The following is a 26,212-nucleotide window of genomic DNA, read 5'->3' as shown; positions in this document are numbered from 1 at the left end:
CGGAACGACAGATCGCGTGTCGGATGGCTTTTTGGCTCATTTCAAGTCGTTGCATTCAATCTCAAGAGGACGCCGCCGACAGGTTCACCCGCCGCATCAGAGCTTCCCCACTTTCCTTGCGCTCGGAATATCGGTCGGTGAGGTAAGCCGAGACATCGCGCGTCAGCAGCGTGAACTTGACCAGTTCTTCCATCACATCGACGACCCGATCATAGTAGGAGCATGGCTTCATCCGCCCAGCTTCATCAAACTCCTGATAGGCCTTGGCAACGGATGACTGGTTGGGGATCGTCACCATCCGCATCCAACGGCCAAGCACGCGCATCTGGTTGACGGCGTTGAAGCTCTGCGAGCCGCCCGATACCTGCATGACGGCAAGCGTTCGGCCTTGCGTCGGCCGGACGGCGCCGACCGACAGGGGAATCCAATCGATCTGTGCCTTCATCACCGCGCTCATGGCGCCGTGCCGCTCCGGGCTGGTCCAGACCTGGCCTTCCGACCAGAGCGAGAGTTTCCGCAGTTCACGCACCTTCGGGTGATCGATTGCCGCTCCATCGGGCAACGGCAAGCCATGCGGGTCGAAGATGCGGGTTTCCGCGCCGAAGTGCTTCAGCAGGCGTTCGGCTTCCTGGGTCAGGAAACGACTGTATGACCGCTCGCGAAGCGAACCATAGAGCAACAGAATACGGGGCGGATGGGTCGAGGGTGTTGCCCGCAGTCGATCAATGCGCGGCACAGCGATGCAATCGGCATCCACATTAGGGAGGTTTGGCAACATCAACGGTTTGCCTCCACAACCGCCGCCGCCTTACCGTCGCGCTCGTACCAACCTTTGGAGCGGTTCACGATCCACACGACGGAGAGCATGACCGGCACTTCGATCAGCACACCGACAACGGTCGCGAGCGCCGCGCCGGAGTGAAAACCGAACAGGCTGATGGCGGCCGCAACGGCCAGCTCGAAGAAGTTGGACGCGCCAATCAGGGCCGACGGCCCGGCGACACAATGTTGCTCCCCCGAGATTCGATTGAGCAAATAGGCGAGCCCGGAATTGAAATAGACCTGGATCAGGATCGGCACGGCGAGCAGCGCGATCACCATCGGCTGCGCCATGATTTGCTCGCCCTGGAAACCGAACAACAGCACCAGCGTCGCCAGCAGCGATACCAGTGAGACCGGCCCGAGCTTCGCGAGCAGCCTGTCGAGCGCAGCCTGCCCGCCGCTCGACAGTAGACGCCGTCGGATGATTTGCGCGACAATCACCGGGATGACGATGTAGAGCGCCACCGACAGTATCAGCGTGCCCCATGGCACCGTGATCGCGGACAGACCGAGCAAGAGCCCCACTATAGGCGCGAAGGCCACCACCATGATCGCGTCGTTGAGCGCGACCTGGCTCAGCGTGAAATGCGGTTCACCCTTCGTCAGGTTCGACCAGACGAATACCATCGCCGTGCAGGGGGCTGCGGCAAGAATGATGAGGCCGGCAATATAGCTGTCGATCTGGTCGGCGGGCAGCAGTGACCGGAACAACCAGCCGATGAAGAGCCAGCCGAGCAAAGCCATGGAGAAAGGCTTCACCGCCCAGTTGACGAACAGCGTCACGCCGATGCCACGCCAGTGACGGCCGACCTCGCCGAGCGCGGCGAAGTCGATCTTGAGCAGCATCGGAATGACCATGAGCCAGATCAGTACGGCCACCGGCAGGTTGACCTTGGCGATTTCCGCCGCGCCGATCGCCTGAAACACGCCTGGCATCACATGGCCGAACGCGATGCCGACGACGATGCAAAGCGCGACCCAGAAGGTGAGATAGCGTTCGAATGTAGACATGATTTTTCCTCACGCCGTCGCGATGCGGCGGCCTTGTTCGTCGATAACGCGCTCACCGTCTTCCTTCGTGAGTTCGCCTTGCTGCGGCGGCAGCAGATCGAGCACGTCTTCGGACGGCCGGCAGAGCTTCACGCCTTTGGGACTGACGACGATCGGCCGGTTAATAAGAATCGGATGCGCCATCATGGCGTCGAGAATCTGGTCGTCGGTCAGTTTCGGATCGGCAAGGCCAAGCTCCGTGTAAGGTATGCCCTTGTCGCGTAAAAGCGCCCGCGCGGAGATGCCCATGCGCGCAATGAGTTGCGCCAGCAGCACGCGCAACGGCGGCGTCTTCAGATATTCGATGATGTGCGGCTCGATGCCGGCATTACGGATCAACGCCAGCGTATTCCGCGACGTGCCGCAGTCGGGGTTGTGATAGATGATGACGTCCATGATCTTTCCTCACGCCGCGCTGTTGCGAGACGAGGACGCGCCGTCCGATTGTCCGATTTCCACGAGCTTGGCCCGCAGGGATGCTCTGTCGAGGCTAGCGACGGGCAGTGCGGCAAAGATGGAGAAGCGGTTCTTCAGATAGCGAAGGGCGGCGACGAACGCGGCTTCCTTCTGGAAGTCGGAGCCTTCCACCGCAGCGGGATCTTCGATGCCCCAATGCGCCGTAATCGGTTGACCCGGCCAGACCGGGCAGGTTTCGCCTGCGGCGTTGTCGCAAACGGTGAACACGAAATCCATGACCGGAGCATCCGGCCCAGCGAATTCCTCCCAACTCTTCGAGCGGAAGCCATCGGCGGGATAGTCGAAGTTCTTCAGCACCTTCAGAGCGAAAGGATTGACCTCGCCCTTAGGCTGGCTGCCAGCGGAAAAGGAACGAAAGCGGCCAGCGCCATCCTTGGCCGCAATGCTCTCGGCGAGGATCGAGCGGGCCGAATTTCCAGTGCAAAGGAAAAGGACATTGAAGATGCGGTTTGGTTGATCTGGATCAGACATGGGGACCGCGTTTCTTAGGTTCGCAACAAGCGGACAGCGCGGCGACGGCCGGATTGCACACCTCGGGATGGCCCTGGCAGCAGTCACGCATGAGGAATTCGACGAGGCTGGAGAGCGTCACTAAGGCCGCGCTGTAGATGATCGACCGCCCTTCGCGCCGAGATTCGACAAGCCCGGCGTGTTCAAGATGACTCAGGTGGAAGGACATGCGGGAGGAGGACGCGCTGTCCATCGCCTCTCCGATGGCGCCAGCGGACATCCCTTCGGGACCGGCTTTCACCAGAAGACGGACGATGCGGAGCCTCGTTTCCTGCGAAAGCGCGGCGAAGGCGTCGAGGGCCTGCTTTTCGTACATCGTTATCTCAACACCTCAATAATTGTTGAGATAATGAATACACCAAGAGTTCGTGTCGCGCCAGTCCTTCGGTGGAAATTCCAACTTCGAGTGCCGCCTATAAAAGGAAGGTACGTGCTAACCCTGCTTTGGTCGCCCGCGTCTTAAGGCTTTGTAGGAATGTACGGGACTTGCGAGACTCGGAGATGCTGCTGGATGTTACATCAATGGCAAGCTTAATTGAGTTTCGAGCTCTAGTCCGAAACGCCCCTGAGCTCCGCGCTCGGATCAGCGCCGCCACTCAGGCCGCTATGGCGTCCCCTAGGTGCGCAAGCGTATCTCGCAGCACACCGGTGTCAGCCGCCGCAAGGTGCTGGAATGCATGACTTGGGCAAGCACGGGTGCCTGCGAATGAGCGTCTCAGGGCGGATGATTGCAAAAACCTGAAGGATAGACGGGAGCCAGCGATACAGCTGGACACAGAACCAGCGATTGCTGTTTGCGAGTCGAACACGGCCACGCAGCTTGCGCCGCAAAACAATCAACTGATGTCGAAGCGCCGCGTTCTCGGCGTCAAGCCGCAACTTCGACTTGCAGGGCAGGCATCTGGGACTGATGCTTTTCGGCGGCGTCGAAGGTCATTGCGTCCCCTCCGAAAACAGCCCCGAGAGCGCCGACCGCGCTGCGACGGCGGCGATGTTGGCCTTGATGATGCGATCAAGCTCGCTGCCGTCTGTGTAAATGGCAGGCGCAACGCAGTGGACCCTGTCATCCTTGATGTAGCTGTCTGCCTTGCCGCGCGCGCCCTTGGTGTGGGGCTTGAATACGGCCACGGAAAGCCCGCCCTGTTCCTTGACCAGGCGAAAGCATGGGATGTCGGTCGAGCCATCGCCGATGAACACGATGTTCTCGAACGGAACGGGCCTGTCACGCTTCTCGACGAACTGGTTGACCTTGCTGTTGTCGCTCAGGTCGAACGCACCCTTGTTGATACGGAACAGATACTGCGTCTTGGTCGTGTAATTGACGGCCAGCGCCGGCCAGGCGGCAACGCCGTTCTGGTCGAACATGAACTTCGATGCATAGACCTGGGCGAACTTGGAGACGATTGGCGTACCGGCGAAGATCTCCGCATTTCCCGACGAGACGAGGTAGTGCTCCACGCGGACACCCTGCGCCTTGCCATAGCCAGTGATGCGGTCGAACCAGTCCTCGACACCCTCGAACAGCTGGATAGCCTTGCCCCGCGCCTTAAAATCGTCCCGCCGCACCGGCACGTTGGCGGCGGCAGCCTTGCGCAGCATCAGGTTCATGTAGACGAGCACCTCATCGGCCTGATGCTCCTTGGTCAGGCGCTTCACCTCGGCCCAGAAGGCCGCGGGCTTCATGCCAATGTCGGGCAGGAACTGATGCTCTTGCATGTTGCCGTCCGCCAACGTGCCGTCGAAGTCGTAAGCGATGGCCATTTCAATGTGTTTTTTAGCCATTGGCATTGCCTTTCGATTCTTGGCTTTTGGCAGGTTCGTCGCCAACTCGCAGGAAGACGCTCAGTTGCTTGAGTTTTTCCAGAAGCTCATCGAAGGTCACGATCTCGACGTCCTTGGAATTGCGCCGGAAAAGTTCGAAGGATTTATTCTGGTCATCGCCGTCAGGTGTTTTTCCGATGACGAGGCAGCAGTGCACGGCGTAGGACTCAATGTCGTAGAGCCGCGTGTTGTCCTTGATCTGGGCAATCTGCTTTTGAAACTGATATTTCTGATCGAGCGCCTGATTGATCGAACCCGACAGATCGGCCGACGGCGTGAAAACACCATCGCGAAACGGCGTCTTGTTGAGGATCGCGGTCTGCGGTGTCTTGATTTCAAAGATCGCCGTGTTGTTGGTCAGGCTGTTCTTGACTAGAAAATCGGTAATCTTCTCCCCGTTGCCTGACAGCTTTCGACCGCCAACCGACGCCTGGTCCCGAACCTTAATGACGGGATAGCCGAAAGCCATGTTTAAGATGAATGGATTCTCGTTGAAGAACACCTGCCAGCGGCCCTCGACAAGCTTCTCACCGAGCATCTCCTCATATCGCTTGGTCAGCGCTTCGAGCGTCACAAGTTCGATGTCGCCGCGCAGCTTTACGAGTTTTTCCGGCTGGACTTCAGCAATGCTGGCGGCATGGTTGCTGAGGGCGCCGATGACAGCGTTTTGATCCTCTTCGGAGAGCTCCTCCTTGCCCTGCGCCACGGCCGTGAAGAGCTTTCGATAGGGGTGCCTGCCTGCTTTCGGATCCAGCGTCGGCACGCCGAGCCGTTCTGCCAGGATATTGTAGGTGGCTGTCTCCTTAACCGAACGGGCGGCCGATTGAGCGAGGCTATCGATACTGTTGATGCAGCGCCGCGCCTGCTCGAAGTCTCTGCGGGAAATATAGAAAATCCGATTGCCGTCCGGGTCGGGACCAGTGGCGTGATCGTCTGTGATGGCGATCTCGGTGCTATCCGACAGCGATTCCACCGCATCGATGATGAAGCGATATGATTTTGCGAGTCCGAGCCCGTAGGCGTAATCCTTGGTGAAGGCGGAGGGGAGTTCTTCTAGGAGTTCAAGCACGCCTTCAGGCGTCGTTGGCACGCCGCCATCGTCGCCACCGCGAAAGATGATGTCCGTGCCATCGAGCGTGATCCGCTCGATCTGGCCATATTTCGGCTTCAGGAAATCGGACTTGCCGCCGAACGTGCTGATCGGATGGATCGTCAGAAATTTGTACTGGCCATGGATGTCCAGCAGCTTGGTCCGGTAGCTCTTCGCTTGCGTCGGATCGAGCCCAGCCGCAAGCAAGCTGCCCTTCGGGGGTACGAAGTAGACCCCGACAAAATTAGGGTGATACTCCTCGACCTCGAGGGTGCCGTCACGCTCTGGGTCGTGCTGCCGGAAACCGAGTGCCATTAGTTGGCCCCCACCTTCACGCGCCGTTCGCCGGTCGGCAACTTCTGCATGAGGCCGCGCGTCTGGCGGGTGAGAGTTTCGATTTCGGTGGCGACAAGCGCGATCTCGCCTTGGGCCGTATTCAGCATCGCCGAGATTCTGTGCTGCTCGGCAAATCCTGGAAGTTTCAGACGCAGCGCGGCGAGGTCATCATAATAGGCTCGCATACGCACGCTGCCGGATCCACCTGCGTTGATGTAGTGATCCCAGAAATGGCTCTGGCGCAGGTGATTGAGGAAGTCCGGGTCGAGCTTGCCGGGAACGCATTCGAACAGAACATAGTCGGGGCTGACCAGCACTTCGGAAGGCAATCGCAGCCTGGCTATGGAGCCGACCTTGATGCGCATCGGGTTGTAGGCAAAGGCGCGGGGTAGCAGAATCTTGTATCTGGTCAGATCGCTGCCGATGGTCTGCATCGGCACGATCCCGCGCGAGTTGGTGACGCCCATCACCAATTCGCGGCCAAAATTTCTGTCGTTGTGGCGCCACGTCAGTTCGCGAGTGATCTCGCCCAAACAGCGAAGTTTCCATTCTCGGGCGATCGTCTTAACCTGCCAGTCCTTCGGTACCGGACCAGGGTTAAGCGGTGTCAGCGGTAGCGACCGCGAGGTCGCGACTCGGGGCTGCTTAACAAGCTCAGCTTGAAAAGTACCCTTAAGCATCGCCGCCACCCTTCTTCCGGCCCTTCTTGGCTGCCTTCTCCATCTCCTCCAGCTGGGCGATATCCTCCGCGTCTGCCGCCAGCGCCTCGGCCGCGCGCCTGCTCGCGTTGAATACCTCGAACCGCTCGGCGGCCAGCCTCTGCGCTACGTCCATCCGCAGCCGACCGGCGTGGGTCAGCACGTCGCGCTCATTGAAAGATAGGAAGGCGTCGAGCTTATCGGACCACTCGGCCATGGTGACAGGACGGCGGCGCTTGGCCTGGTCCTCGGCATAGTCGAGATACATCACGACGATGCGGTTCAGTTCCTCGACCTCCTCGGCTCTGAGGTAATTTTTGGCGGTACCGACATCGCCCTTGCGCACGACCGAGCCTTTCCAACTGGTCAGGCCCATGTTGGGCGCGTCCGGGTCGCTGCGGCTTTCGATCAGTTCGGCGGCGGTCTTGCCGGTCACCGCCCAGAGCATTTTGTTCTGCACCTTCTTGAAGAAGGCCTGCGCTTGTTCCGACGTCTTGTCGTAATCGATGGCGGTGGTGTAAAGGTCGCGTACCTTATGATAGAAGCGCTTTTCCGAGGCGCGGATATCCCGGATGCGAGCAAGCCACTCGTCGAAATAGTCCCATTGATCGGCTTGTTTCAGCCGGGCGTCGTCCATCACGAAGCCCTTGACCAGATATTCGCGCAAGACGGTGGTGGCCCAGCGGCGAAACTGGGTGCCTCGGGCAGAGCGAACGCGGTAGCCGACCGAGAGGATGACATCGAGGTTATAGGCATCCACTCCGCGTTCGACCTGCCTAGCGCCCTCGGTTTGAACTATCCGGAATTTCCGGATAGTTGCCTCGGGGTCGCACTCCCCCTCGGCGAAGACATTGCGGATGTGCTCGTTGACAGTGCGCACATCCTTGTCGAACAACTCCGCGATTTCCCGCTGGCTCAGCCATACGGTCCCGTCCACGGCCCGCAGTCCAACAGTCGCGGCGCCGTCCTCGGTGCTGTAAAGGATCAGTTCACCTTCAGACATCGACGCCCAGCTCCTTCAGGTAGCCGGCCATCTTGCCACGCACCTCAACCAGCTCGGCCTCGATCGTGGTGATCTGCTTCTGCAGGGCGGCAGCGTCGATTTCCTCCTCCGGCTCGAAGGTGTCGACGTAGCGGGGGATGTTGAGGTTGAAGTCGTTCTCGGCGATCTCCTCCGGGCTGGCACGATGGGAGTATTTCTCGATCTCGGCCCGTGAGTCGTAAGTCTCCAGCGCCCTGTTGATATGCTCTGGTTCGAATTCTGTCAGCTACCTCTCTCGCCCTTGCTCCGATATAAACAGGAAAGCCTCAGGGAGAGGTGACCCATTCATGATCATACGGCGATTGGGGTCGAGCCGAACGCAAATTCGATGGCGTCAGGGTTAAGCTCCCGCCGGAGTTTGTCGTTGCTCCTTCACCAGAGTGAGAACGTCCCTCAGGAAAGCGTTCAATCGTCTGGAAACCAATTGTCGCTCGACTAAAAAGCGCCGAGCGCTTCGAAAATTATAAAGCAATATCAATTACATAAGAGTTCGCTGTTTTATTCTGAATGGCGCGCCACTTTCTCGCATTTCAAGCCATCACCGTCCGCTGAATGTCCGCGTAACCGGTTCTCGGGTCGTTCCGCCGTGGTGCTTCCATGACGAAGCCCAGCGGCTGGAAGCACTCGCCCGAAGCTAAGGCGAAAATCGCGGAAAGAAACCGCGCACGGTGGGCTGATCCAGCCGAGCGGGCAAGGGTTAGCGAAGAGACGAAGATTCGCATGGCGGACCCGGCGGTGCGCCAGCGAATTCGCGACGGCATGGCGCGAGCCGCCGGCGTTGCGGATGCTCTGCAGCCGCTGCGCGACGCCTGGCGCTCCGCCGCGCCGGACGTCCGCAAACGGTTCCTTGAAGAGCTTTTCGCTCCCGCGTGCGGGGAGTCGAGCGAATGAGCATCCAAGCGGTTGCCTGGGCGCTCGAGCAGCACATCAATGACCCGCGCTCCAAACTGGTCCTGATCTCACTTGCGAACCACGCCGACCACGTCACCGGGCGGTGCTGGCCATCCATGGCGACGATTGGCCGCGAGGCATCATGCCGGCGCGAGACCGTACTTCGCCACGTCAAGGCGCTCGAGGAGAGCGGATTCATCAAGGTGATTAGGGCCGCCGGCGGTCTTCGAAAGCGGGTCCACACTTACGAGCTATGCATGAGTAGATGTGCGACGGACGCACATCAAACCGGTGCTCAATCCGAGGCTTTGATGTGCGCCGATCGCACATCGAATTGTGCGACTCATCGCACATCTATGAACCATCATAGAACCATCACTTCTCCCTTACCCTCTTCACCACCGCCTCCTGTGGAGAACCTCAGTCGGTCTGGCAATGGGAAGGAAGCGACGCAGCGATCAGCCATGCATCCTGCGAGCAGGTCATCGGTCCGATCCGATGGTCCTGAAGTAATTCAGAACCGCATCGCGGCAGCCAGATCAGGGCTGCGGCCAGGTGAACGAAGCCCGTGAAGTGAACGGTTCGCCTGTCGTAGCGGGTGGCGAAACGGCGGAAGTGCTTGAGACGGTTGAAGCAGCGCTCGATGCGGTTGCGGTGCTTGTAGAGACCGGCGTCATGCGGGATGATGATTTTGCGCGTCCTGTTTGAGGGGATCACCGCTTCGGCGCCCATGCCGGCGATGAGTGCACGCAAGGCGTTGCTGTCATAAGCCTTGTCGGCCAGCACGGCGTCCCCGGCCTGGGCTTCGAGCAGCGCGGGGGCTTGTGTGATGTCTCCGACCTGCCCGGCGGTGACGATGAAACGCAAGGGTCGGCCCAGCGCATCGGCGAGCATGTGGACCTTGGTGGTCAGTCCACCTCGGGAACGCCCCAGCGCCTGATCCTTGGCCCCCCTTTTCCGGTAGCCGCCTGCTGATGGGCTCGAACGATGGTTGAGTCGAGCATCAGATACTGGTTGTCGCGATCGGCTGTCAGGGTGGAGAACACCCGTTCCCACACACCGGCATGGCACCACCTGCTGAACCGCCGATGCACCGTCTTCCAGCGACCATAGCGCTCCGGCAGGTCACACCAGTGCGCGCCGGATCGCAGCACCCACAGGCAGCCGTTCACAAACAACCGATTATCCGATCCCGTCCGTCCCGGATCAGAGGCCTTGCCTGGCAGCAACGGTGCAATCTTCGCCCACTGATGATCGCTCAGCTCATACCGCTTGATCCCCATCGTGCAGCTCCGTGTCAGAATCACGGAACCCTATGAATCAGCGATCAGACCGCCTGGGAATCCTGAATGTCGATCCGACCTAAGCTGGCGGTTCCTACCTGTGCCCAGCGGGCACAGGTAGGCCAGTGCAATGCTGCACCGGTACCGCAGCCTTCGACTGTTGAAGGAGCAGCCTGTGACGCGTCGGAACAGGCTGCTCCTTCGGGCCGTTCCCGCGCAGAACCGCCCGAAGTCGTGATCGCATGGGAGCGGGCCACGATTCGCCTCTCCAATGCTTGCGAGCGACTAACTCGATCGATCGAAATATTGATGGGCACGTCGGGCATCGCTCTGATTCCCGCGGTGCGCCGGTTCGTCGATGACGGAATTGTTTTCCTCAACGAAGCCGGAAATTGCGGTGTCGACCGCTGCGCTTGCGGCAGCAACGGGGCGTGCTCGGTATCCAGAGGGGAGGGGTCTTCGAATGACGCGCTTCCCTCGCGATAGCTATCTTGATCCGGATCGAGTGCCAGACGTCTTCTGCGATGGTGTTGCCGGTGTTGATTTCATCGGGGCCGACGTGGTTCGCCTAACATTCTACGCAAACCGCTCGATCGGTGGCGATGATGACGAACGGTTCATCGTCAGTGTCCGCCGTCAGGGCTCTTGAGACAGTTTAGGAGTTTTCGGGAAGGGAGGATTTCTGGATCATCGCAGCCAATTTGGAGCGCAGATGAGACAGAAATCCGGGCCGGAGAAAGCACCGGCAGAGCAGGTCGTGAAGGACATCCGCCGGGCAACGCGCCGGCAGTTCTCGGCTGAAGAGAAGACCCGCATCGTGCTGGAAGGCGTGCGCGGCGAGGAGAGCATCGCCGAGCTGTGTCGGCGCGAGGGGATCGCCTCGTCGATGTATTACGGCTGGTCGAAGGAGTTCCTCGACGCCGGCAAGCGCCGTCTCGCTGGTGACACGGCCCGCGCCGCGACGTCGGACGAGGTGAAAGAGCTGCGCCGTGAGGCGCAGGCCCTGAAGGAGGCCGTGGCCGATCTCACCCTGGAAAACCGCCTGCTGAAAAAAAGCATGCTCGCGGATGGGGAGGACGACACATGAGGTATCCTGCATCCGAAAAGGCCGAGATCATTCGCCTGGTCGAGGCCTCGCATCTGCCGGCACGGCGAACCCTGGACAAGCTCGGCATCCCGCGCGCCACGTTCTATCGCTGGTACGATCGCTATCTCACCGGTGGGATCGAGGCTCTGGCCGATCATCGCTCGCGGCCGGATCGTGTCTGGAACCGGATTCCTGACCCAATCCGGGCCGAGATCGTCGAGCTGGCGCTGCGCGAAACGGAGCTGAGCCCGCGCGAGCTGGCGGTGCGCTTCACCGACGAGAAGCGCTACTTTGTCTCGGAGGCGTCGGTATATCGGCTGCTGAAGGCTCATGATCTCATCACCAGCCCAGCCTATATCGTCATCAAGGCGGCGTCTGAGTTCAAGGACAAGACGACAGCGCCCAACCAGCTCTGGCAAACCGACTTCACCTACCTGAAGATCACGGGTTGGGGCTGGTATTATCTCTCGACCGTGCTCGACGACTTCTCCCGCTTCATCGTCGCCTGGAAGCTCTGCGCCACGATGCGGGCGGATGACGTCACCGCCACGCTCGATCTGGCTCTGGCGGCATCGGGGCTCGACCAGATCACGGTCGCGCATCGGCCGAGGCTGTTGAGCGACAACGGCGCCTCATACATCTCGGCCGAACTCGCTACCTGGCTCGACGGCAAGGGCATGAAACACGTTCGCGGCGCGCCGTATCATCCCCAGACGCAGGGCAAGATCGAGCGCTGGCATCAGACCCTGAAGAACCGCATCCTGCTGGAAAACTACTATCTGCCCGGCGACCTTGAACGGCAGGTCGCGGCCTTCGTCGAGCACTACAATCACGGCCGCTATCACGAGAGCATCGATAATCTCACGCCCGCTGACGTCTACTTCGGCCGCGGGCAGACCATCCTCACCGAACGCGAAAGGATCAAACGCCAGACCATCCACCAAAGACGCTTGCAGCATCACCTGCAGGCCGCCTAACCTCAAACCCAGATGAGCCAGAACCTCCGTTCCCGTGACCCCGGAACAGTCTCAATTCATCTGACGACGGACACCCATCAATCCCGTTCGCGCACTGCTTTACCGGAGCGCGCTCGAATCCTTTTCCACCTAGGCTGCGACACTCTCGCTTGCCGAAATCAGCAAGTCGGCAGGAATATGGAAACGTTCGCGCAGACGCTTCACCATCGTCATGCTCAATTCGCGCTTGCCGGACATCACTTCGCTAACGCGGCTCGCCGTGCCCAGAAGCGGCACAAGATCGGCACGCGTCAAACCATGTTGCTCCACCAGATAGCTCAGCAAATCAGGCAATGGCGGCGCTTTGCGCGGCCAGCGTGTACGTTCATAGGCTTCGATAAGGCGCGATTGCGCCACCATGCGCGCACGATCGGCGGCATCGCTTGATTGGATCAGCTTGCCGACAAGGGCCTTGGCCGCCTCATGATCGGCCTGGTTCTGGATAACGATCAAAGTTGCCTTCATCACACCGTCTCCGCATTCACCTTGTCATATTCTTCATGGCTGCCGAAAAAGCGGATCATCACCACACCATCACGATACTGCATCAAGGCTATCAGCCGGAAGTCATTGGCCTTGATATTGAATACCACCCGTCCGCCTTTCAGGATGCTCGCCTTGGGGTGCGAACGCTTCACGTCCTGCGGCGTCCGCCAATCCGAAGCTCCTGCAATCGCAAGCCACGCTCTGTATTGAGAGCGCGCCGCATCAATACCTCGATGACCGGACCGTTCGGCAAAATATTGTTCAACAATGTCCGTGCCGATCACCAGCATGGGCGGATACTAGCGCAGATTTCCAGGAAATGGAAGATAGCGTTTCCATTTTTGGGAAAAAAGATGTAAAAGTAAAGCACTGGAAACAACTGCCGGACTGTAATCTTCATACACCGATATGACCGGCGGATAGATCGAGGCGATGCATTGATTGCCCGGAATCTGCATTCACGAACAAATCTTGCCGCGACGGACTGCCCCGCACCGCTGCGCACCGCCGTCTATCTGCGTGTCTCGACCGGGCGGCAGGCGGAAGGCGAGGTATCGATCCCCTCGCAGCGCGATCTGACCACGCGGCATTGCCTGTCGAACGGCTGGTCCGTCGTCGATGAATATGTCGAGCCCGGAGCGAGCGCCACCGACGATCGACGGCCGGTGTTTCAGGCGATGCTGGAACGCGCCTGCGATGCCGATCACCCTTATGATGTCATCGTCGTGCACTCCTTTTCGCGGTTTTTCCGCGACGGGGCCACGATGGAACTGACGATCCGCAAGCTTCGCCGTCACGGTGTCGAGGTTGTCTCCATGACGCAGCCGACCGGCACCGATCCGTCGCAAGAGATGATGCGTCAGATCATCGGCATCTTCGACGAGTACACCTCGAAGGAAAACGGCAAGAATGTCACCAGGGCGATGAAGGAGAACGCCAAACAAGGCTTTTGGAACGGTGCCTCACCGCCACTGGGTTACACTATTGTCGAGGCGGAACGGCGCGGGCAGAAGATCAAGAAACACCTCGCCATCGATCCTGTCGAGGCCGAGACCGTCCGGCTGATCTTCCGCCTCTATGCGGAAGGCGATTCCGAAACTCGCACTCCGCCGCTCGGTATCAAGCAACTGGTCAAATGGCTCAACAGCCATGGCTACCGGACCAAGGCCGGCGGGACCTTCGGCGTCGGTCCCATGCACCATATGCATCCGCCTCGACCGTCGCTTGGCGTCGGTGGGGCGCTGATCTACGCGATCCAGACGCGCGACGCCGGCAAGAGTGGTCAGGAGCTTTACTCCACCACCAACCGGCAACCCGCCGACGGGCTCGCCGGCCTGCCGCGCGACTATACCGGGCCTGTTCTTGGCCCGCCGTTGCCGGGCGATCTCGGGCGTCCGATCGTTGATGCACAGAATAGGGGGCGGCCTGTCGTCCCGCCAACCATCGCCACGCCCACGGTGGATGAGGCCGAACAACGCCGTCGGGCTGAGGAAGAGGCCGCGCGCACCACGCGAAAGTGCCGACAACTGAACGATCCTATTGCAGAGTCTACCGACGTTGGGAGCGTATGATCGGAACTACGCCAGCCTGGTTATCGATTATGCGGCAGCGAATCGATGCTGATCGCGCGGGGTCCGGATGCTGGCAGCCGTGGTCGCCTCACGAAATCGATTGCGCTAGGATGGGCTGGATTTGTCTAATGAGCAGACTTTATCGCGATTTTCATCATGAGCGACTATATTCTGCCACAGGATGTACATTGGCCGAAAAGCACGATCCTCACCGTCGGACATTCGACTTTGCCGATCGAGCGTTTCGTCGAATTGCTGAAAATCTACGGCATCGAACAACTGATCGATATCCGCACGATGCCGGGTTCACGACACAATCCGCAGTTCGGGAGCGACGCGCTCGCCGGAAGTCTTGGGGCGGCCCACATCGAGTATGCCCATATGGGGGCGTTGGGCGGCTTGCGGCGCGCGCGCAAGGATTCTCCGAATGACGGTTGGCGCAACAAGAGTTTCCGAGGCTTCGCCGATTACATGTAGACTGCAGAGTTCTCTCATGCAGTGGAGACGCTTGTTCGGATGGGTTGGCAGAAGCGCGTCGCTCATAATAACTTCGCTGGATACGCATAGCGCCTGATCAGGCGTATGGTGGCACTTCAACGAGTGTGCCGATCAAACGGAGCAATGCTTGCTGTTCTGGACCCTTTCCACTCCGGAGGAACGCTCCCAGTTCAATGTGCGACAACCGCCCGCCGGAAGGGGAATTGGGCTGGTGGATGATAAAGGCATGCCCGTCCGTAGGTTCGCGACCCAAGTACCAGGAATCTCCATTCGGGCTTCGATATAGTTCGCGGCGCTCTGTCATGACTTGCCTCCTCCTGTCTTGAGGTCAGTCTATCACAGGGGGCGCGGAGAAAGCCTTTCGGAGTGGACTCTACGAGACCAAGCGACGGCCCCGGCAGCCTGCAAATGCCGAGGCCGCCACAGGCGGGGTGTCATGGGAAAACACCCAATAGCCAAGCTCCCAACTGACATAAGGTTGCTCTTCCAAATGAGGATTATTTACATTTTTTACTAGAGCAATGAGTGCAGCCTTGCGCGACGGCGCGTCTGCCCGCCAAACTCAACCATGAGACTTCCTTTTCTTTTTAGGTTTCAGTTGCATGGCTCTGGTTATGTTCAGTTGAACTGCCTATATGAGAGCAATCGCCAGACACTAAAATCATAATCGGCGCTGGCGATAGAGAGACGCTCCTGTGCTCTTGCCCACAAAGGGAGCAAGCTATGTACGCCATGGTCTATCCGATTCATCTTCAGAGGAGTTCAGAGCGCAGATGGGCAAGTCGCGTCGCTCGTGAGATACCCATCCGAAGATCGCGCCCCGAGGGGACTGATACCTGCGCTTGTGGGAATGCTGTAACAGCACCGGTGAACTCGCAATATTCGCCTCATGTAGTCACCAACGAATGGCACTGTTCTAAGTGCAATACTCGGTGGACGACCGAAGCATAAGTTTGGTGCGGCTAACGTATCAAATCCTCCCCTGATGACGGCGCTTGCGCCGTTATGAGTGCTCACCCTCGCTTCGCAGTCCGGTCCTCCGCATTTATCGGTGACTGAGAGCGTTGCGCTTCCGCTTTCTGCTAACAAAGGAGCCACGCCATGCGGACTCGATCTCGCTTTCTACCGAATCCAAAATCGCTCTATCAACGTCTCAACGATGAAGCTCAGCGTCTACGTAAAGAGGCGCGCGGTACTCAGCCCGGCGTTGAGCGAGAGCGGCTAATCCGAAAGGCACGCCAGGCTGAAACAGCGTCGCACATCGACCAGTGGCTGTCGTCCCCAGGCCTTCAGACACCGAGATAATGAGCAAATATCACACCTACGTCTTGGCAGGCACGAAACGCTTAGGTCGTTTTCGTAAACGACTGACGGTCAAATCTGATTGGGCAATTACGGCAGCGCTGAACTTGCTTTGGGAAAAGTCAAACGATCGAAGCCTTCTCGTATCCAAGAGCAGAAAGACAAAGGAACCTAATACAGAGGCCGCCTCATTGGGCAGCCTCTGTGATGGAACTCTCCCGCCGGGGCAGGGCTATTTTTTCTTCCGCTTAACCTGACTTTGGGTTGCGTCATCGGGGTGTCATTTGGTTGCGTTGTCCGTCGTCAGATAATTTGAGACTGATCAGACATTTCTAGAAGAGAGGCTCTGGTTCATCTGTGGTTAGAGTTTAAGCGGCCTGCAGCTGATGCTGCAAGCGACGGTTTGCGATGGTGTCGCGCTTGATGCGGTGTCGTTCGGCGAGGATTGTCTCAGCCCTGCCGAAGTAGACGTCGGCAGGTGTAACGTTGCCGATGCTCTCGTGGTAGCGGTCATGATTATAGTGTTCGACGAACGCGGCGACCTGACGTTTGAGGTCGTCCGGTAAATAGTAGTTCTCAAGCAGGATGCGGTTCTTCAACGTTTGATGCCAACGCTCGATCTTGCCCTGAGTCTGAGGATGATACGGCGCTCCGCGCACATGCTGCATGTCCTTGGCCCTGAGCCACGTGGCCAGATCATCCGCGACGTAACTCGAACCATTGTCGCTGAGAAGCCGGGGCCGCTGCCTGACGCTGACGTGATCCAGACCAGAGGCGGCCAGTGCCTGATCGAGCGTAGCCGTGACGTCGGAGGCACACATCGTGGGACCTAACCTCCAGGCGACGATGTAGCGCGAGAAGTCGTCGAGCACCGTCGATAGATAGTACCAGCCCCAGCCGGTGATCTTCAGGTAGGTGAAGTCGGTCTGCCAGAGCTGGTTGGCGGCGGTGGTCTTGTCCTTGAACTCGTTCGCCGCCTTGATCACTACATAGGCCGGACTGGTGATGAGGTCGTGCGCCTTCAGCAGCCGATAGACCGAAGCCTCCGAGACAAAGTACTTTCTCTCGTCGGTAAACCGCACGGCGAGCTCTCGCGGCGATAGTTCCGGAAGCTCCAATGCCAGGTCGATGATCTGGCCGCGGACGTCATCCGGGATACGATTCCAGACCCGATCCGGTCGAGAGCGGTGATCTGCCAGGGCCTCAATGCCGCCCGCGCGGTAGCGATCGTACCATCTATAAAACGTGGCGCGGGGGATGCCGAGCTTGTCCAGCGTGCGTTTGGCCGGCAAATGCGACTGCTCCACCAACGCGATGATCTCGGCTTTCTCGGACGCAGGATACCTCATGCCTCGTTCTCCCCATCCCCGTTCATGCTTTTTTTTAGCAGACGGTTCTCCAGGGTGAGATCGGCGACGACTTCCTTCAACGCCGAGGCTTCCCGACGAAGATCTTTCACCTCGCCAGAGGTTGCGGCACGTGCCGTGTCGCCCGCCAACCGGCGCTTGCCGGCTTCCAGGAACTCCTTGGACCAACCGTAATACATCGAGGCGGCGATGCCTTCGCGGCGGCAAAGCTCGGAGATGTTCTCCTCGCCGCGCAGTCCTTCCAGCACGATACGGATCTTCTCCTCCGCCGAATAATGCCGGCGCGTCTGCCGTCGGATGTCCTTCAGCACCTGTTCTGCCGGCGCTTTGCCTGGTCCGGATTTCTGTCTCATCTGCGCTCCAAATTGGCTGCGATGATCCAGAAATCCTCCCTTCCCGAAAACTCCTAAACTGTCTCAAGAGCCCTGACGGCGGACAAACGTGGTGTCGTTAGCGCGAATCTTGGTCCGTATAAACCGCTCATCGTCGACTTCACGCAACGCGTTGTGAAGCATCTCCGGCGACAGGTCGCTCGACACGTCGCTACTGAATAGGGTTGCCTGACACACCGGCAGAGCGCGAATGGGAGGGCGTCCCACCAGCCATTCATCAGGTCGCTTCAGGGCTGCAGCCAAATAAACGCAGCTACCACTTTACAAGTGGCAGCAAAGTCTACCCGATACAAGGCCTCATCGCGCGGCTGACAACGTTCAGTGCGGACCTACACGAGGCGCTCCGGCACGGATTTCCACAATGTGCTGACAGCAAAGCAACCGACGCGGCGAACGTGCCGTGGGCTTTCCGATAAGCAGAAGGCGGATGCGGTGCGTGCTTACGGTCCACATGCCATCTGGAAAGACGTTGGCCAACGATTGCTCGATAACACTTGCCCCCATCGAACGGGAAGGCATGAAGTTAATGGGTACTGGCCGGGGTGGGAGAGGTTGTTACAAAGGAGACCGTGATGGTTGATGTGACTTATTATGTCGCTCTGCCCGTCATCGCCGCAGAATACAGCATTGCACCAGGTGAAGCCGCAGAATGTCAAAGCTCCCACGCTGCGATCCGTAAGGCGGAACAGTTATCACGCGTCAGTGGCAACGTCGGAGCAGTGGCGTTCAGCCGAACAGGCGATCCGGCCGTGACTGAGTTCAGCGAGGCGGTGGTGTTGAAAGCGTTCGCCGAGGCTAGCGATCTATCAGCCCTTTCAACTCGGAGCTCGTTCACCAAGCGAAGGCCATTTCTCACGGCTGTTGAAGACTTGTTACCAAGTCACCCATTCGTCGCCCCTCCAGTAACCTCGCCCCTCATGTTCGCGGAAGACGACATGCGGGTCGGCGCGCCAGCTATCGTCGTGAATGACGACCCTGGCGTCCGGCGGGTAGCTGTAATGATCCGGTGTGTGCCAGCACACGTTTTCGGAACAAACGATCCCCGCCGAAGCCGTCAAGGACGTAAGGACTAAAGCGCTGGTTCCGACAGTTAATGCCAGGATAGTTTTGCGCACAGAAGTCATTGGACACCCTTCAGCTGATAATGCACTGCGCCGAACCATCGAGAGATTTTATGGTTAGCGCGCTTCGTATCTGGACTTGCTGGGCTGCGTCACACTTACGGGATCCGATGCCGGAAAGGAGTCGATCAACCCTTCTTCCAGCTGTTGATCGATACGTCGGATACTTGCTCGATCGACATCCCTCACGCTCATGGCCAAATCGTCGTTTACGCGTTTGATCTGCCAGTGAACGTACTCGATGATATCACCGAACTCAGCTTCGATATCGCTAGCTGATATGCCTTCCGTTTGAGCCATCTCAATGCACTTGCGAGCTAGCGCGCTAGCGAGCCTGGTGTCCCCTTTCGCCTGATAGCCCTCGGCGCGGATATGAGACTGAATCCAAAAGTCTACGAATGTACGAACCTTATCGCCCAAAGCGTCCTCCATCCGTTAATTAGGCGATCAAGCGTACAGCGCACCGCTATCGCCTATCCTGATGCTAGTCGTCGTTGAGATTTATCTCGAGGATTCCGGCCTCGGGTGATCGAAAACAATAGAATCGCAGCGCGCCGCCATCTGAGGTCGATCGGAACACCACTTGGTCATCACCGTTCCACTGGCTTAGCTCCGCCACCAAATCATGGACCGTTAAAAGCTTCTCGATATCTGGTGCGTTCCTGACTGGGGGCACACCGCCTGGGCTAACTTCATTATCGCGATTCATGATCAAACAACTCCGATATCCCTATTCTCAGCCGTTTAGGGGACCCGTTATGCGGACAAGCCATCGCGTAGTTAGGCTACCGCGTCTATTCGCAACGCTTCTTTCAGATCATCAGGATCAATATCGAACGACTCGGTCGTTAAACGCGCTCTGCGCGAATCGGTGGCTCTGAAGGACGTCGCAATCCGGCGGAACGCGAGGAATGACAAGCCTTCGATTTCCTCCTCGTCGGTTACAACCTCATAGGTGCCAGGCGGAAACGGCCGATCGATGCCTTCGATGCAGAAGCTATGTTTGAAAACGACGGAGTCTGTACGGGATCTGACGGTCATAACGTTCTCCAATCGCGTTGGCGCTCAAAGCCCGAAGAAGAATCCCGCGCAACTCTCGATCGCGAGATTCCATCCAAGTCACCAACGCCAAATGACGGCGCCCAGAACCACGAGGGCTTAGGAACAGAGGAACAACAATCGGCGGAACTAAACAGTCACGAATGATGGCAGAATTGAAAAGCCAACCTCCCGCTCTCGAACCTCTCGCGAAAGGTGGGTTTGACTTCCGTCGGAACTTCTTCCGGGCCATCTCCAGGAAGTAGGGAGCGAACGCCTGTCCAGGAAGTAGGGAGCGAACGCCTGTCCAGGAAGTAGGGAGCGAACGCCTGATCGCAATGGGGTCAAGCGATAATAAGAAAATTTCGTTCCTGGAAACCGCTTACGGCGCGATCACAGGACGTTTAGGAAGACAGCGAAAGTCCTGCTCGGTAATAACCGCGATCGCGTTCGATGCCTGGCGTCGGGGCCGCAACTATGGTGTTTTTGTGGACGAACTTGCGCGCCACCGCAACGCACGCTTTGCGGTGACAGGAACGTTTGGTGATCTGCCGACCCCCAGGTCTTGACCTTGTCCTTGCGTTTGAACCGCGTCATCAGCGCCGACGCTGCCTCATAGGGGCAGGCCAGGAGCGATCGTGCGTGCGTTGGGTAACTGCCGCTCTCGAACAAGCCGAGCATCCGGCTAGTTCACGCTGGGAGCAACTATCCTGTCTGACACGTGTTGTCTGCGATGGCTCAAGATTCAAACATATTTCGCGAAAACGTAGAGATCTGCCTGCATCTTGCTGAAAGGGCAGCTAACAGCGAGCCGCTATGGGCGGATGGCTCAGGTTTTGGCCGCTTTGGCGAGTGAGCAGGATTGATCGATGGGCCAGCGGAGTTCCGGGGTACGCTCGTCGATAACGAATAGGAACTGCAACGGATGCTCCTGTCCGTGCTAGTGTGAGTGATAGGGCCCACGCCGGGTCGGAGGACTGAACCATGGCTAAAAGTGAGCAACGCGGGAATCGTGAAGCAAAGAAGCCGAAGAAAGAAAAACAGAAGGTGATCGCGGCGGCTCCCAGCCTGAAGGGGCTTGTGCGATCCGACGCTGCGAAAACTCGCAAGAAGTAACAAATGCCTGCGCGACGTGCGGCGCGGACCTTTGGCGCCGCCGCCTCTCGGAACACCGAGCTTGAGATCATTTTTGGATAGTAAGCTTGCTGACTTGAAACGATCCTAAGTGAATAGGATGTACCCATCGGCTGCGCTGCAGCAGAACGATTGAGATATGCATGTCCGGCGAGACCTTCTTTCTGTCGAACCATAGCGTAGCCGCAAGCCAGATAGCTGCCCTTGCCGGTTTATCGTTTGTCACGGAGGATTTTGCCATATCGGCTGCGGGTGCGCTAGCAACGGCTGGCATTGGCGAAATCTGCTATATGGACGATACCAAATATATTGAGGAACTAAAGGTAACACGAGCAAGCGCGTGCCTCATATCCCCTCGATTCAAAGAACTCGTTCCGGGGGGAACCTTTTCATTTGTAACTCCGCATCCTTATGCGATTTATGCGCAAGTGCTTGCGCTGCTCTACCCGGAAGCAACAATTCCTGCGTCGAATTTTGGGACAAATGGGATTTCCTCAAAAGCAAACATCCATGCGTCAGCCATAGTAGGACATGGCGTCACGATTGATCCGGGTGCATCCGTTGGCCCAAACGCACGCATCGGCGGCTTCACCTGTATCGGATCAAATGCAGTAATTGGACCCAGTGTCAGGATTGGGCGGAATTGCTATATCGGAGCCAACGTCACGGTTGCGTACGCCGTTGTTGGTGACCGCGTTATTATTCATCCCGGCACCTCCATTGGCCAAGATGGCTTTGGGTTCACGTTTCTCGGAGGAAAGTGGGTCAAAGTTCCCCAGGTCGGCGGTGTAATAATCCAAGATGACGTGGAAGTTGGCGCCAACACCACGATCGATCGCGGATCGATGCGGGCGACGGTTATCGGTGAAGGAACAAAACTCGATAACCTCGTTCAAGTGGCACACAACGTGACGATTGGCGCGCATTGCGTGATCGCAGCCCAGGTCGGGATAGCGGGATCGACAACTATTGGTGATTTTGTAGCCATTGGTGGTCACGCGGGGATCGCCCCACATCTCACAATTGGCGAAAAAGCTCAAATCGGAGGTGCGAGCGGAGTAATGTGTGACATTCCGGCCGGAGAGCGCTGGGTAGGACTTCCCGCTCGTCCGAGCCGAGCGTTCTTTCGTCAGTTTGCCGCACTGAAGCGTTTGGCAAAAAAGAAATAAAAAACTTCCGACGGCTTACGGTGAAGACCGTGTTCCTTATTCCGACTTTGGCCTTTGCCCCAAGCATCCTCTCTCAGAGGATGGAAATGGTTGAGGCGATCAATTATCCGCGTAGCGTTGGCCTGAATAAGAGTCCACAGCGCTCTCCGAATCCTCGGCGCGCTTTTCCCATTTTTGTGCTTCCACAAGCCAATAGTCACGCCGGTTTGTATTAGTCTCGACTTTGTCACGACATACAGCGGTTGCCACCCGGCATGCAATGTAGCGTTTCATTTTTGCGGTCATTTCGGAGTCTCCAAGCCGGTGATGATAGCCTCCTGGCCGTGCAAGAGGCGGTCTCAGCCAGCCGCGCTCTGCGGATAAGCCGGTCGCGTCGAGCGCCTGGCTGGGTCCCCATTGCCTCTTTACGCAGGTGCTGCGCTTTCGAGGCTGCATGTGTCCGCCGTCAGGGCTCTTGAGACAGTTTAGGAGTTTTCGGGAAGGGAGGATTTCTGGATCATCGCAGCCAATTTGGAGCGCAGATGAGACAGAAATCCGGACCAGGCAAAGCGCCGGCAGAACAGGTGCTGAAGGACATCCGACGGCAGACGCGCCGGCATTATTCGGCGGAGGAGAAGATCCGTATCGTGCTGGAAGGACTGCGCGGCGAGGAGAACATCTCCGAGCTTTGCCGCCGCGAAGGCATCGCCGCCTCGATGTATTACGGTTGGTCCAAGGAGTTCCTGGAAGCCGGCAAGCGCCGGTTGGCGGGCGACACGGCACGTGCCGCAACCTCTGGCGAGGTGAAAGATCTTCGTCGGGAAGCCTCGGCGTTGAAGGAAGTCGTCGCCGATCTCACCCTGGAGAACCGTCTGCTAAAAAAAAGCATGAACGGGGATGGGGAGAACGAGGCATGAGGTATCCTGCGTCCGAGAAAGCCGAGATCATCGCGTTGGTGGAGCAGTCGCATTTGCCGGCCAAACGCACGCTGGACAAGCTCGGCATCCCCCGCGCCACGTTTTATAGATGGTACGATCGCTACCGCGCGGGCGGCATTGAGGCCCTGGCAGATCACCGCTCTCGACCGGATCGGGTCTGGAATCGTATCCCGGATGACGTCCGCGGCCAGATCATCGACCTGGCATTGGAGCTTCCGGAACTATCGCCGCGAGAGCTCGCCGTGCGGTTTACCGACGAGAGAAAGTACTTTGTCTCGGAGGCTTCGGTCTATCGGCTGCTGAAGGCGCACGACCTCATCACCAGTCCGGCCTATGTAGTGATCAAGGCGGCGAACGAGTTCAAGGACAAGACCACCGCCGCCAACCAGCTCTGGCAGACCGACTTCACCTACCTGAAGATCACCGGCTGGGGCTGGTACTATCTATCGACGGTGCTCGACGACTTCTCGCGCTACATCGTCGCCTGGAGGTTAGGTCCCACGATGTGTGCCTCCGACGTCACGGCTACGCTCGATCAGGCACTGGCCGCCTCTGGTCTGGATCACGTCAGCGTCAGGCAGCGGCCCCGGCTTCTCAGCGACAATGGTTCGAGTTACGTCGCGGATGATCTGGCCACGTGGCTCAGGGCCAAGGACATGCAGCATGTGCGCGGAGCGCCGTATCATCCTCAGACTCAGGGCAAGATCGAGCGTTGGCATCAAACGTTGAAGAACCGCATCCTGCTTGAGAACTACTATTTACCGGACGACCTCAAACGTCAGGTCGCCGCGTTCGTCGAACACTATAATCATGACCGCTACCACGAGAGCATCGGCAACGTTACACCTGCCGACGTCTACTTCGGCAGGGCTGAGACAATCCTCGCCGAACGACACCGCATCAAGCGCGACACCATCGCAAACCGTCGCTTGCAGCATCAGCTGCAGGCCGCTTAAACTCTAACCACAGATGAACCAGAGCCTCTCTTCTAGAAATGTCTGATCAGTCTCAAATTATCTGACGACGGACACGCTACGATCTCGTGGTGAAGACGGAACGCGTCGATGCGCCTGACGTCCAGACGATGTTCAAAATCCTGCGCTCCGAGAAGTTTCAGAACGAGTTCAAGAGCATTGGCGGATATGACATCAGCGACATGGGCAAGATCATTCACGAAACGTGATGTGGCCGACCCGAGGCGCCCCGCCGGCTGCATCGCCTCGTGTCCTGGGCTTCAAAATCCTGTTCTGGTGACAGAGTGCCGGCTCGACACCGACCGCCCGCACCACAAGACTGTTTGAGATGAACGCGCGCTGGAGCGGTTCGGTGTTGCACGACCGTCGACGGAACCTGTCGCATCGCCGCGACAAGCTGCTTCGCGTTGCTGATCAGCTATAGCGCTGCTTTCAGTTACGGCGCCGTCAGGCTGTCTTTTGCGTCGGCGATTTCACAGGGAATGCCACGGGCGATGACCCGACCGCCATCCTCCCCTGCAACAGGCCCAAGATCGACGACCCAGAACGCGCATGTCATGCTCGACGATGACGACCGTGTTGCCATCGGTTGGCCAGGCCATATCGCCAGTTATCTACCTGTGATTTTAGTTGGCGTTTAGGGCGCGCGCGCCGGCCATTCTCCTATGCAGCATCTGGCCGATCCTCGTAACGAGGACGCACACAGTCAGGGCGGCGGCGTTGGGAAGGAGGTCTGCAATCCGTGCGTTGTGGCCGATGACGGTCGATTGCGCCAGCTCCCATCCAACTCCAACCCCGAATACGAGGGTGGCAGCGAGGACGCTGCGCTGCAAGCCGGTTGCGATGAGAGCAAGCAGATAGAGGAATGCCATGCTCGCCATATGCGGCCACTTCGTTAGCGCAAGAAGAAGGGCGTCGAGCGAGAAATCGCATGCGATCGCGAAGGGCTTGCGTCCGTGTGGGGCACGGGCAGCCCACCAGATGCTGGCTGCGCCGAAGGCCAGGAAGGGAACGGCGCGCAAGCCTCGTCGAATCGTCATGGCTCTCTTGTCCTTTGCGCAACCGGCGCGGGGGAGTGCCATTCCCAAACCTGGAAACATGACCTGCAATCGCTCCCGAATGCGGGAACATTGTGGACGCTCGGAAATGATTTTGGTCGGGGCCGCCGCTTTCGAAGACTAGGGGCCGAGTTCAAGTTATCGCGGGGCTTCCGCGTTGGCGTCGCTGGTGATCTTTATGACGCCGCCGGGCGGGGCGAAGCACGCAGCTCCGAGACGAAAAGCGTTAGCGCAACACTTTCGGATTCATCGCGGGGTTCTGGCAATTCAGTAGTAAACGATCGGAGCGATCGATCGACACAGCGTTGAAGCCTGTGCCGTTGATCGGCAGATATCGCGCAATGGTCATATTGCTGCCCGGTCACGCGATAAGCTGCTGTAAAAGAAAGGGAGAGCCGGGTCATGCGTATGCTGCTCACGTCGCTTTCAGTTTTTGTGGCCCTTGCTGTTCCGGCGAAGGCCGACCGGGTGGTCACTGAGACCGAGGGTGACAAGTTGATCTCTGCCCTTACGGCCCAAGGCTGTACCGGCGGCAAGATGGAGTGGGATGACGATGACCGCGAATTCGAGGTAGGCAATGCGTCGTGCAACGATGGTCGATCATACGATCTGAAATTCAACACCGACTTCACGCTCAAGAACAAGAAGCTGGATGATTGACGTCGCGGCTTCTTCACAGCGTAAGCGTTCAAAGACATCAGCGACGGCTGTCGCTTCACCTTGTTCGGGCTAATATCTCAACGGCCCAGCGTGGCGACCGGCGATCGGGTGCCAGCAATGCGTTTCGTGTTTCCTCATAGCCATGCGTTCCGGCGCGGCCGCGTCACCGTAGATGATGACCAGAAATCGGGACCTGGATGCCTCGTCGAGTTTGGCGACGGAGTGACGGTGATCGCCGAGTGGTACGCCGTGGGCAATGCCATCCATCTCTCTATTCCCGCCTATCATACGGCGAAGGGAACGCAGGTATCGCGCTGGACTTGGCGTCTCGTCCAAAGCAAGGACGGCCTGTGGAGGTCGGAGCGCATGTCATGAATTGAAGCGCTGGAAAGCGATAAGGTT

26 protein-coding genes and 4 pseudogenes are annotated in these 26,212 nt (G+C 58.4%); 12 read left to right on the top strand and 18 right to left on the bottom strand.

The window, feature by feature from the left end; all coding sequences use genetic code 11:
- Positions 1-61: 61 nt before the first annotated feature.
- The 10 genes from arsH to NWI_RS17320 form a co-directional block, all read right to left on the bottom strand.
- The gene (arsH, locus tag NWI_RS16240) at positions 62-778 is read right to left on the bottom strand and encodes an arsenical resistance protein ArsH (RefSeq protein WP_011316282.1); all 717 of its coding nucleotides are present in this window, start codon (positions 776-778) and stop codon (positions 62-64) included.
- Positions 778-1,833 (bottom strand): ACR3 family arsenite efflux transporter, encoded by a 1,056-nt coding sequence (arsB, locus tag NWI_RS16235; RefSeq protein ID WP_011316281.1) that lies wholly within the window; start codon positions 1,831-1,833, stop codon positions 778-780. Before arsB ends, arsH begins: the two co-directional genes overlap by 1 nt.
- A gap of 9 nt (positions 1,834-1,842) precedes the next feature.
- Positions 1,843-2,268, bottom strand: a complete 426-nt coding sequence (gene arsC, locus NWI_RS16230) for an arsenate reductase (glutaredoxin) (protein WP_011316280.1) — start codon at positions 2,266-2,268, stop codon at positions 1,843-1,845.
- Between the two features lie 9 nt (positions 2,269-2,277).
- Entirely contained in the window at positions 2,278-2,820 is a 543-nt protein-coding gene (locus tag NWI_RS16225; protein WP_011316279.1) for an arsenate reductase ArsC, read from the bottom strand.
- Positions 2,813-3,175, bottom strand: coding sequence for an ArsR/SmtB family transcription factor (locus tag NWI_RS16220; protein WP_011316278.1), 363 nt, complete (start codon positions 3,173-3,175; stop codon positions 2,813-2,815). Before NWI_RS16220 ends, NWI_RS16225 begins: the two co-directional genes overlap by 8 nt.
- Before the next feature lie 617 nt (positions 3,176-3,792).
- The gene (locus NWI_RS16215; RefSeq protein ID WP_244374943.1) at positions 3,793-4,686 is read right to left on the bottom strand and encodes an HAD family hydrolase; all 894 of its coding nucleotides are present in this window, start codon (positions 4,684-4,686) and stop codon (positions 3,793-3,795) included.
- Positions 4,634-6,085: a Shedu immune nuclease family protein gene (locus NWI_RS16210; protein WP_011316276.1), complete on the bottom strand. Its 1,452-nt coding sequence runs from the start codon at positions 6,083-6,085 to the stop codon at positions 4,634-4,636. The genes NWI_RS16215 and NWI_RS16210 overlap by 53 nt, the downstream gene beginning before the upstream one ends.
- Positions 6,085-6,639 carry a restriction endonuclease subunit S gene (locus NWI_RS16205; RefSeq protein ID WP_049750601.1) on the bottom strand — a complete coding sequence of 185 codons (555 nt, stop codon included), beginning with the start codon at positions 6,637-6,639 and terminating at the stop codon, positions 6,085-6,087. The genes NWI_RS16210 and NWI_RS16205 overlap by 1 nt, the downstream gene beginning before the upstream one ends.
- 139 nt (positions 6,640-6,778) lie before the next feature.
- On the bottom strand, positions 6,779-7,807 hold the full coding sequence (locus NWI_RS16200) for a virulence RhuM family protein (protein WP_011316274.1): 1,029 nt from the start codon (positions 7,805-7,807) through the stop codon (positions 6,779-6,781).
- A complete protein-coding gene (locus tag NWI_RS17320; RefSeq protein ID WP_283805217.1) occupies positions 7,800-8,072 on the bottom strand; it encodes an N-6 DNA methylase in 273 nt (90 codons plus the stop codon). Before NWI_RS17320 ends, NWI_RS16200 begins: the two co-directional genes overlap by 8 nt.
- Before the next feature lie 494 nt (positions 8,073-8,566).
- Here NWI_RS17320 and NWI_RS18430 point away from each other — a divergent pair, with 494 nt between their 5' ends.
- Both NWI_RS18430 and NWI_RS17315 read left to right on the top strand, forming a co-directional pair.
- Positions 8,567-8,737, top strand: coding sequence for a hypothetical protein (locus NWI_RS18430; protein WP_244374942.1), 171 nt, complete (start codon positions 8,567-8,569; stop codon positions 8,735-8,737).
- Positions 8,734-9,309, top strand: a complete 576-nt coding sequence (locus NWI_RS17315) for a helix-turn-helix domain-containing protein (protein WP_081431754.1) — start codon at positions 8,734-8,736, stop codon at positions 9,307-9,309. Before NWI_RS18430 ends, NWI_RS17315 begins: the two co-directional genes overlap by 4 nt.
- Before the next feature lie 19 nt (positions 9,310-9,328).
- On the opposite strand, the pseudogene NWI_RS17310 reads toward NWI_RS17315, so the two are convergent.
- A pseudogene (locus NWI_RS17310) lies at positions 9,329-10,020 on the bottom strand (IS5 family transposase); the annotation flags it as partial.
- A gap of 463 nt (positions 10,021-10,483) precedes the next feature.
- On the opposite strand from NWI_RS17310, the gene NWI_RS18075 reads away from it, so the two are divergent.
- The gene (locus NWI_RS18075) at positions 10,484-10,669 is read left to right on the top strand and encodes a hypothetical protein (protein WP_041345227.1); all 186 of its coding nucleotides are present in this window, start codon (positions 10,484-10,486) and stop codon (positions 10,667-10,669) included.
- Positions 10,670-10,732: 63 nt separating this feature from the next.
- A protein-coding gene (locus NWI_RS16170; RefSeq protein ID WP_148203856.1) for an IS3 family transposase occupies positions 10,733-12,084 on the top strand; the annotation gives its coding sequence in 2 pieces (ribosomal slippage) (positions 10,733-11,069 and positions 11,069-12,084; 1,353 coding nt in all).
- 129 nt (positions 12,085-12,213) lie between these two features.
- On the opposite strand, the gene NWI_RS16165 is transcribed toward NWI_RS16170, so the two are convergent.
- Together NWI_RS16165 and NWI_RS16160 are read right to left on the bottom strand one after the other, a co-directional pair.
- Positions 12,214-12,588 (bottom strand): helix-turn-helix domain-containing protein, encoded by a 375-nt coding sequence (locus NWI_RS16165; RefSeq protein ID WP_011316269.1) that lies wholly within the window; start codon positions 12,586-12,588, stop codon positions 12,214-12,216.
- Positions 12,588-12,899, bottom strand: a complete 312-nt coding sequence (locus NWI_RS16160; RefSeq protein ID WP_011316268.1) for a type II toxin-antitoxin system HigB family toxin — start codon at positions 12,897-12,899, stop codon at positions 12,588-12,590. Before NWI_RS16160 ends, NWI_RS16165 begins: the two co-directional genes overlap by 1 nt.
- Positions 12,900-13,046: 147 nt before the next feature.
- Between NWI_RS16160 and NWI_RS18425 the strand changes: the two are divergent.
- From NWI_RS18425 to NWI_RS16150, 3 genes and pseudogenes are all read left to right on the top strand, one after another.
- Positions 13,047-13,544 (top strand): annotated as a pseudogene (locus NWI_RS18425) (recombinase family protein); the annotation flags it as partial.
- A gap of 285 nt (positions 13,545-13,829) precedes the next feature.
- Positions 13,830-14,123, top strand: a pseudogene (locus tag NWI_RS17780) (TrbI/VirB10 family protein); the annotation flags it as partial.
- A 213-nt stretch (positions 14,124-14,336) separates the two neighbouring features.
- The gene (locus NWI_RS16150; RefSeq protein WP_011316266.1) at positions 14,337-14,657 is read left to right on the top strand and encodes a DUF488 domain-containing protein; all 321 of its coding nucleotides are present in this window, start codon (positions 14,337-14,339) and stop codon (positions 14,655-14,657) included.
- A 1,691-nt stretch (positions 14,658-16,348) separates the two neighbouring features.
- Here NWI_RS16150 and NWI_RS16145 read toward each other — a convergent pair.
- The 4 genes and pseudogenes from NWI_RS16145 to NWI_RS17775 all read right to left on the bottom strand — a co-directional run.
- Positions 16,349-17,700 (bottom strand): IS3 family transposase gene (locus NWI_RS16145; protein ID WP_148203749.1). Its coding sequence is split into 2 segments (ribosomal slippage): positions 16,349-17,367 and positions 17,367-17,700, totalling 1,353 coding nucleotides; the frame shifts between segments, so codons are not numbered across the junction.
- Between the two features lie 1,217 nt (positions 17,701-18,917).
- Entirely contained in the window at positions 18,918-19,280 is a 363-nt protein-coding gene (locus tag NWI_RS16135) for a DUF768 domain-containing protein (protein ID WP_187148052.1), read from the bottom strand.
- Between the two features lie 360 nt (positions 19,281-19,640).
- Positions 19,641-19,901 (bottom strand): hypothetical protein, encoded by a 261-nt coding sequence (locus NWI_RS16130; RefSeq protein ID WP_041345226.1) that lies wholly within the window; start codon positions 19,899-19,901, stop codon positions 19,641-19,643.
- A 494-nt stretch (positions 19,902-20,395) separates the two neighbouring features.
- A pseudogene (locus NWI_RS17775) lies at positions 20,396-20,543 on the bottom strand (IS110 family transposase); the annotation flags it as partial.
- Positions 20,544-21,175: 632 nt separating this feature from the next.
- On the opposite strand from NWI_RS17775, the gene lpxD reads away from it, so the two are divergent.
- From lpxD to NWI_RS17280, 3 genes are all read left to right on the top strand, one after another.
- Positions 21,176-22,201: a UDP-3-O-(3-hydroxymyristoyl)glucosamine N-acyltransferase gene (lpxD, locus tag NWI_RS16125; protein ID WP_011316260.1), complete on the top strand. Its 1,026-nt coding sequence runs from the start codon at positions 21,176-21,178 to the stop codon at positions 22,199-22,201.
- 521 nt (positions 22,202-22,722) lie between these two features.
- Positions 22,723-24,074 (top strand): IS3 family transposase gene (locus NWI_RS16115; protein ID WP_148203749.1). Its coding sequence is split into 2 segments (ribosomal slippage): positions 22,723-23,056 and positions 23,056-24,074, totalling 1,353 coding nucleotides; the frame shifts between segments, so codons are not numbered across the junction.
- An 89-nt stretch (positions 24,075-24,163) separates the two neighbouring features.
- Positions 24,164-24,301: a hypothetical protein gene (locus NWI_RS17280; RefSeq protein ID WP_244374941.1), complete on the top strand. Its 138-nt coding sequence runs from the start codon at positions 24,164-24,166 to the stop codon at positions 24,299-24,301.
- 417 nt (positions 24,302-24,718) lie between these two features.
- Here the strand turns inward: NWI_RS17280 and NWI_RS16110 are convergent, their stop codons facing one another.
- On the bottom strand, positions 24,719-25,132 hold the full coding sequence (locus NWI_RS16110; RefSeq protein ID WP_148203894.1) for a hypothetical protein: 414 nt from the start codon (positions 25,130-25,132) through the stop codon (positions 24,719-24,721).
- Between the two features lie 420 nt (positions 25,133-25,552).
- Between NWI_RS16110 and NWI_RS16105 the strand changes: the two genes are divergently transcribed.
- Together NWI_RS16105 and NWI_RS16100 are read left to right on the top strand one after the other, a co-directional pair.
- Entirely contained in the window at positions 25,553-25,810 is a 258-nt protein-coding gene (locus tag NWI_RS16105) for a hypothetical protein (RefSeq protein ID WP_011316255.1), read from the top strand.
- A gap of 117 nt (positions 25,811-25,927) precedes the next feature.
- Positions 25,928-26,185 (top strand): hypothetical protein, encoded by a 258-nt coding sequence (locus NWI_RS16100; protein ID WP_041345224.1) that lies wholly within the window; start codon positions 25,928-25,930, stop codon positions 26,183-26,185.
- Positions 26,186-26,212 lie beyond the last annotated feature (27 nt).

The organism is Nitrobacter winogradskyi Nb-255, from assembly GCF_000012725.1.
GTDB lineage: Bacteria > Pseudomonadota > Alphaproteobacteria > Rhizobiales > Xanthobacteraceae > Nitrobacter > Nitrobacter winogradskyi.
Note: the sequence above shows the minus strand (reverse complement) of the source record. Positions and strands in the feature narration are given on the sequence as shown.

Excerpts from the sequence above, each read along its gene's own strand:
- arsH (WP_011316282.1), bottom strand. The coding sequence starts at position 778 with ATGTTGCCAAACCTCCCTAATGTGGATGCCGATTGCATCGCTGTGCCG.
- arsB (WP_011316281.1), bottom strand. The coding sequence starts at position 1,833 with ATGTCTACATTCGAACGCTATCTCACCTTCTGGGTCGCGCTTTGCATC.
- arsC (WP_011316280.1), bottom strand. The coding sequence starts at position 2,268 with ATGGACGTCATCATCTATCACAACCCCGACTGCGGCACGTCGCGGAAT.
- NWI_RS16225 (WP_011316279.1), bottom strand. The coding sequence starts at position 2,820 with ATGTCTGATCCAGATCAACCAAACCGCATCTTCAATGTCCTTTTCCTT.
- NWI_RS16220 (WP_011316278.1), bottom strand. The coding sequence starts at position 3,175 with ATGTACGAAAAGCAGGCCCTCGACGCCTTCGCCGCGCTTTCGCAGGAA.
- NWI_RS16210 (WP_011316276.1), bottom strand. The coding sequence starts at position 6,085 with ATGGCACTCGGTTTCCGGCAGCACGACCCAGAGCGTGACGGCACCCTC.
- NWI_RS16200 (WP_011316274.1), bottom strand. The coding sequence starts at position 7,807 with ATGTCTGAAGGTGAACTGATCCTTTACAGCACCGAGGACGGCGCCGCG.
- NWI_RS18430 (WP_244374942.1), top strand. The coding sequence starts at position 8,567 with ATGGCGGACCCGGCGGTGCGCCAGCGAATTCGCGACGGCATGGCGCGA.
- NWI_RS17315 (WP_081431754.1), top strand. The coding sequence starts at position 8,734 with ATGAGCATCCAAGCGGTTGCCTGGGCGCTCGAGCAGCACATCAATGAC.
- NWI_RS18075 (WP_041345227.1), top strand. The coding sequence starts at position 10,484 with ATGACGCGCTTCCCTCGCGATAGCTATCTTGATCCGGATCGAGTGCCA.
- NWI_RS16165 (WP_011316269.1), bottom strand. The coding sequence starts at position 12,588 with ATGAAGGCAACTTTGATCGTTATCCAGAACCAGGCCGATCATGAGGCG.
- NWI_RS16160 (WP_011316268.1), bottom strand. The coding sequence starts at position 12,899 with ATGCTGGTGATCGGCACGGACATTGTTGAACAATATTTTGCCGAACGG.
- NWI_RS16150 (WP_011316266.1), top strand. The coding sequence starts at position 14,337 with ATGAGCGACTATATTCTGCCACAGGATGTACATTGGCCGAAAAGCACG.
- NWI_RS16130 (WP_041345226.1), bottom strand. The coding sequence starts at position 19,901 with ATGACCGTCAGATCCCGTACAGACTCCGTCGTTTTCAAACATAGCTTC.
- lpxD (WP_011316260.1), top strand. The coding sequence starts at position 21,176 with ATGTCCGGCGAGACCTTCTTTCTGTCGAACCATAGCGTAGCCGCAAGC.
- NWI_RS16110 (WP_148203894.1), bottom strand. The coding sequence starts at position 25,132 with ATGACGATTCGACGAGGCTTGCGCGCCGTTCCCTTCCTGGCCTTCGGC.
- NWI_RS16105 (WP_011316255.1), top strand. The coding sequence starts at position 25,553 with ATGCGTATGCTGCTCACGTCGCTTTCAGTTTTTGTGGCCCTTGCTGTT.
- NWI_RS16100 (WP_041345224.1), top strand. The coding sequence starts at position 25,928 with ATGCGTTTCGTGTTTCCTCATAGCCATGCGTTCCGGCGCGGCCGCGTC.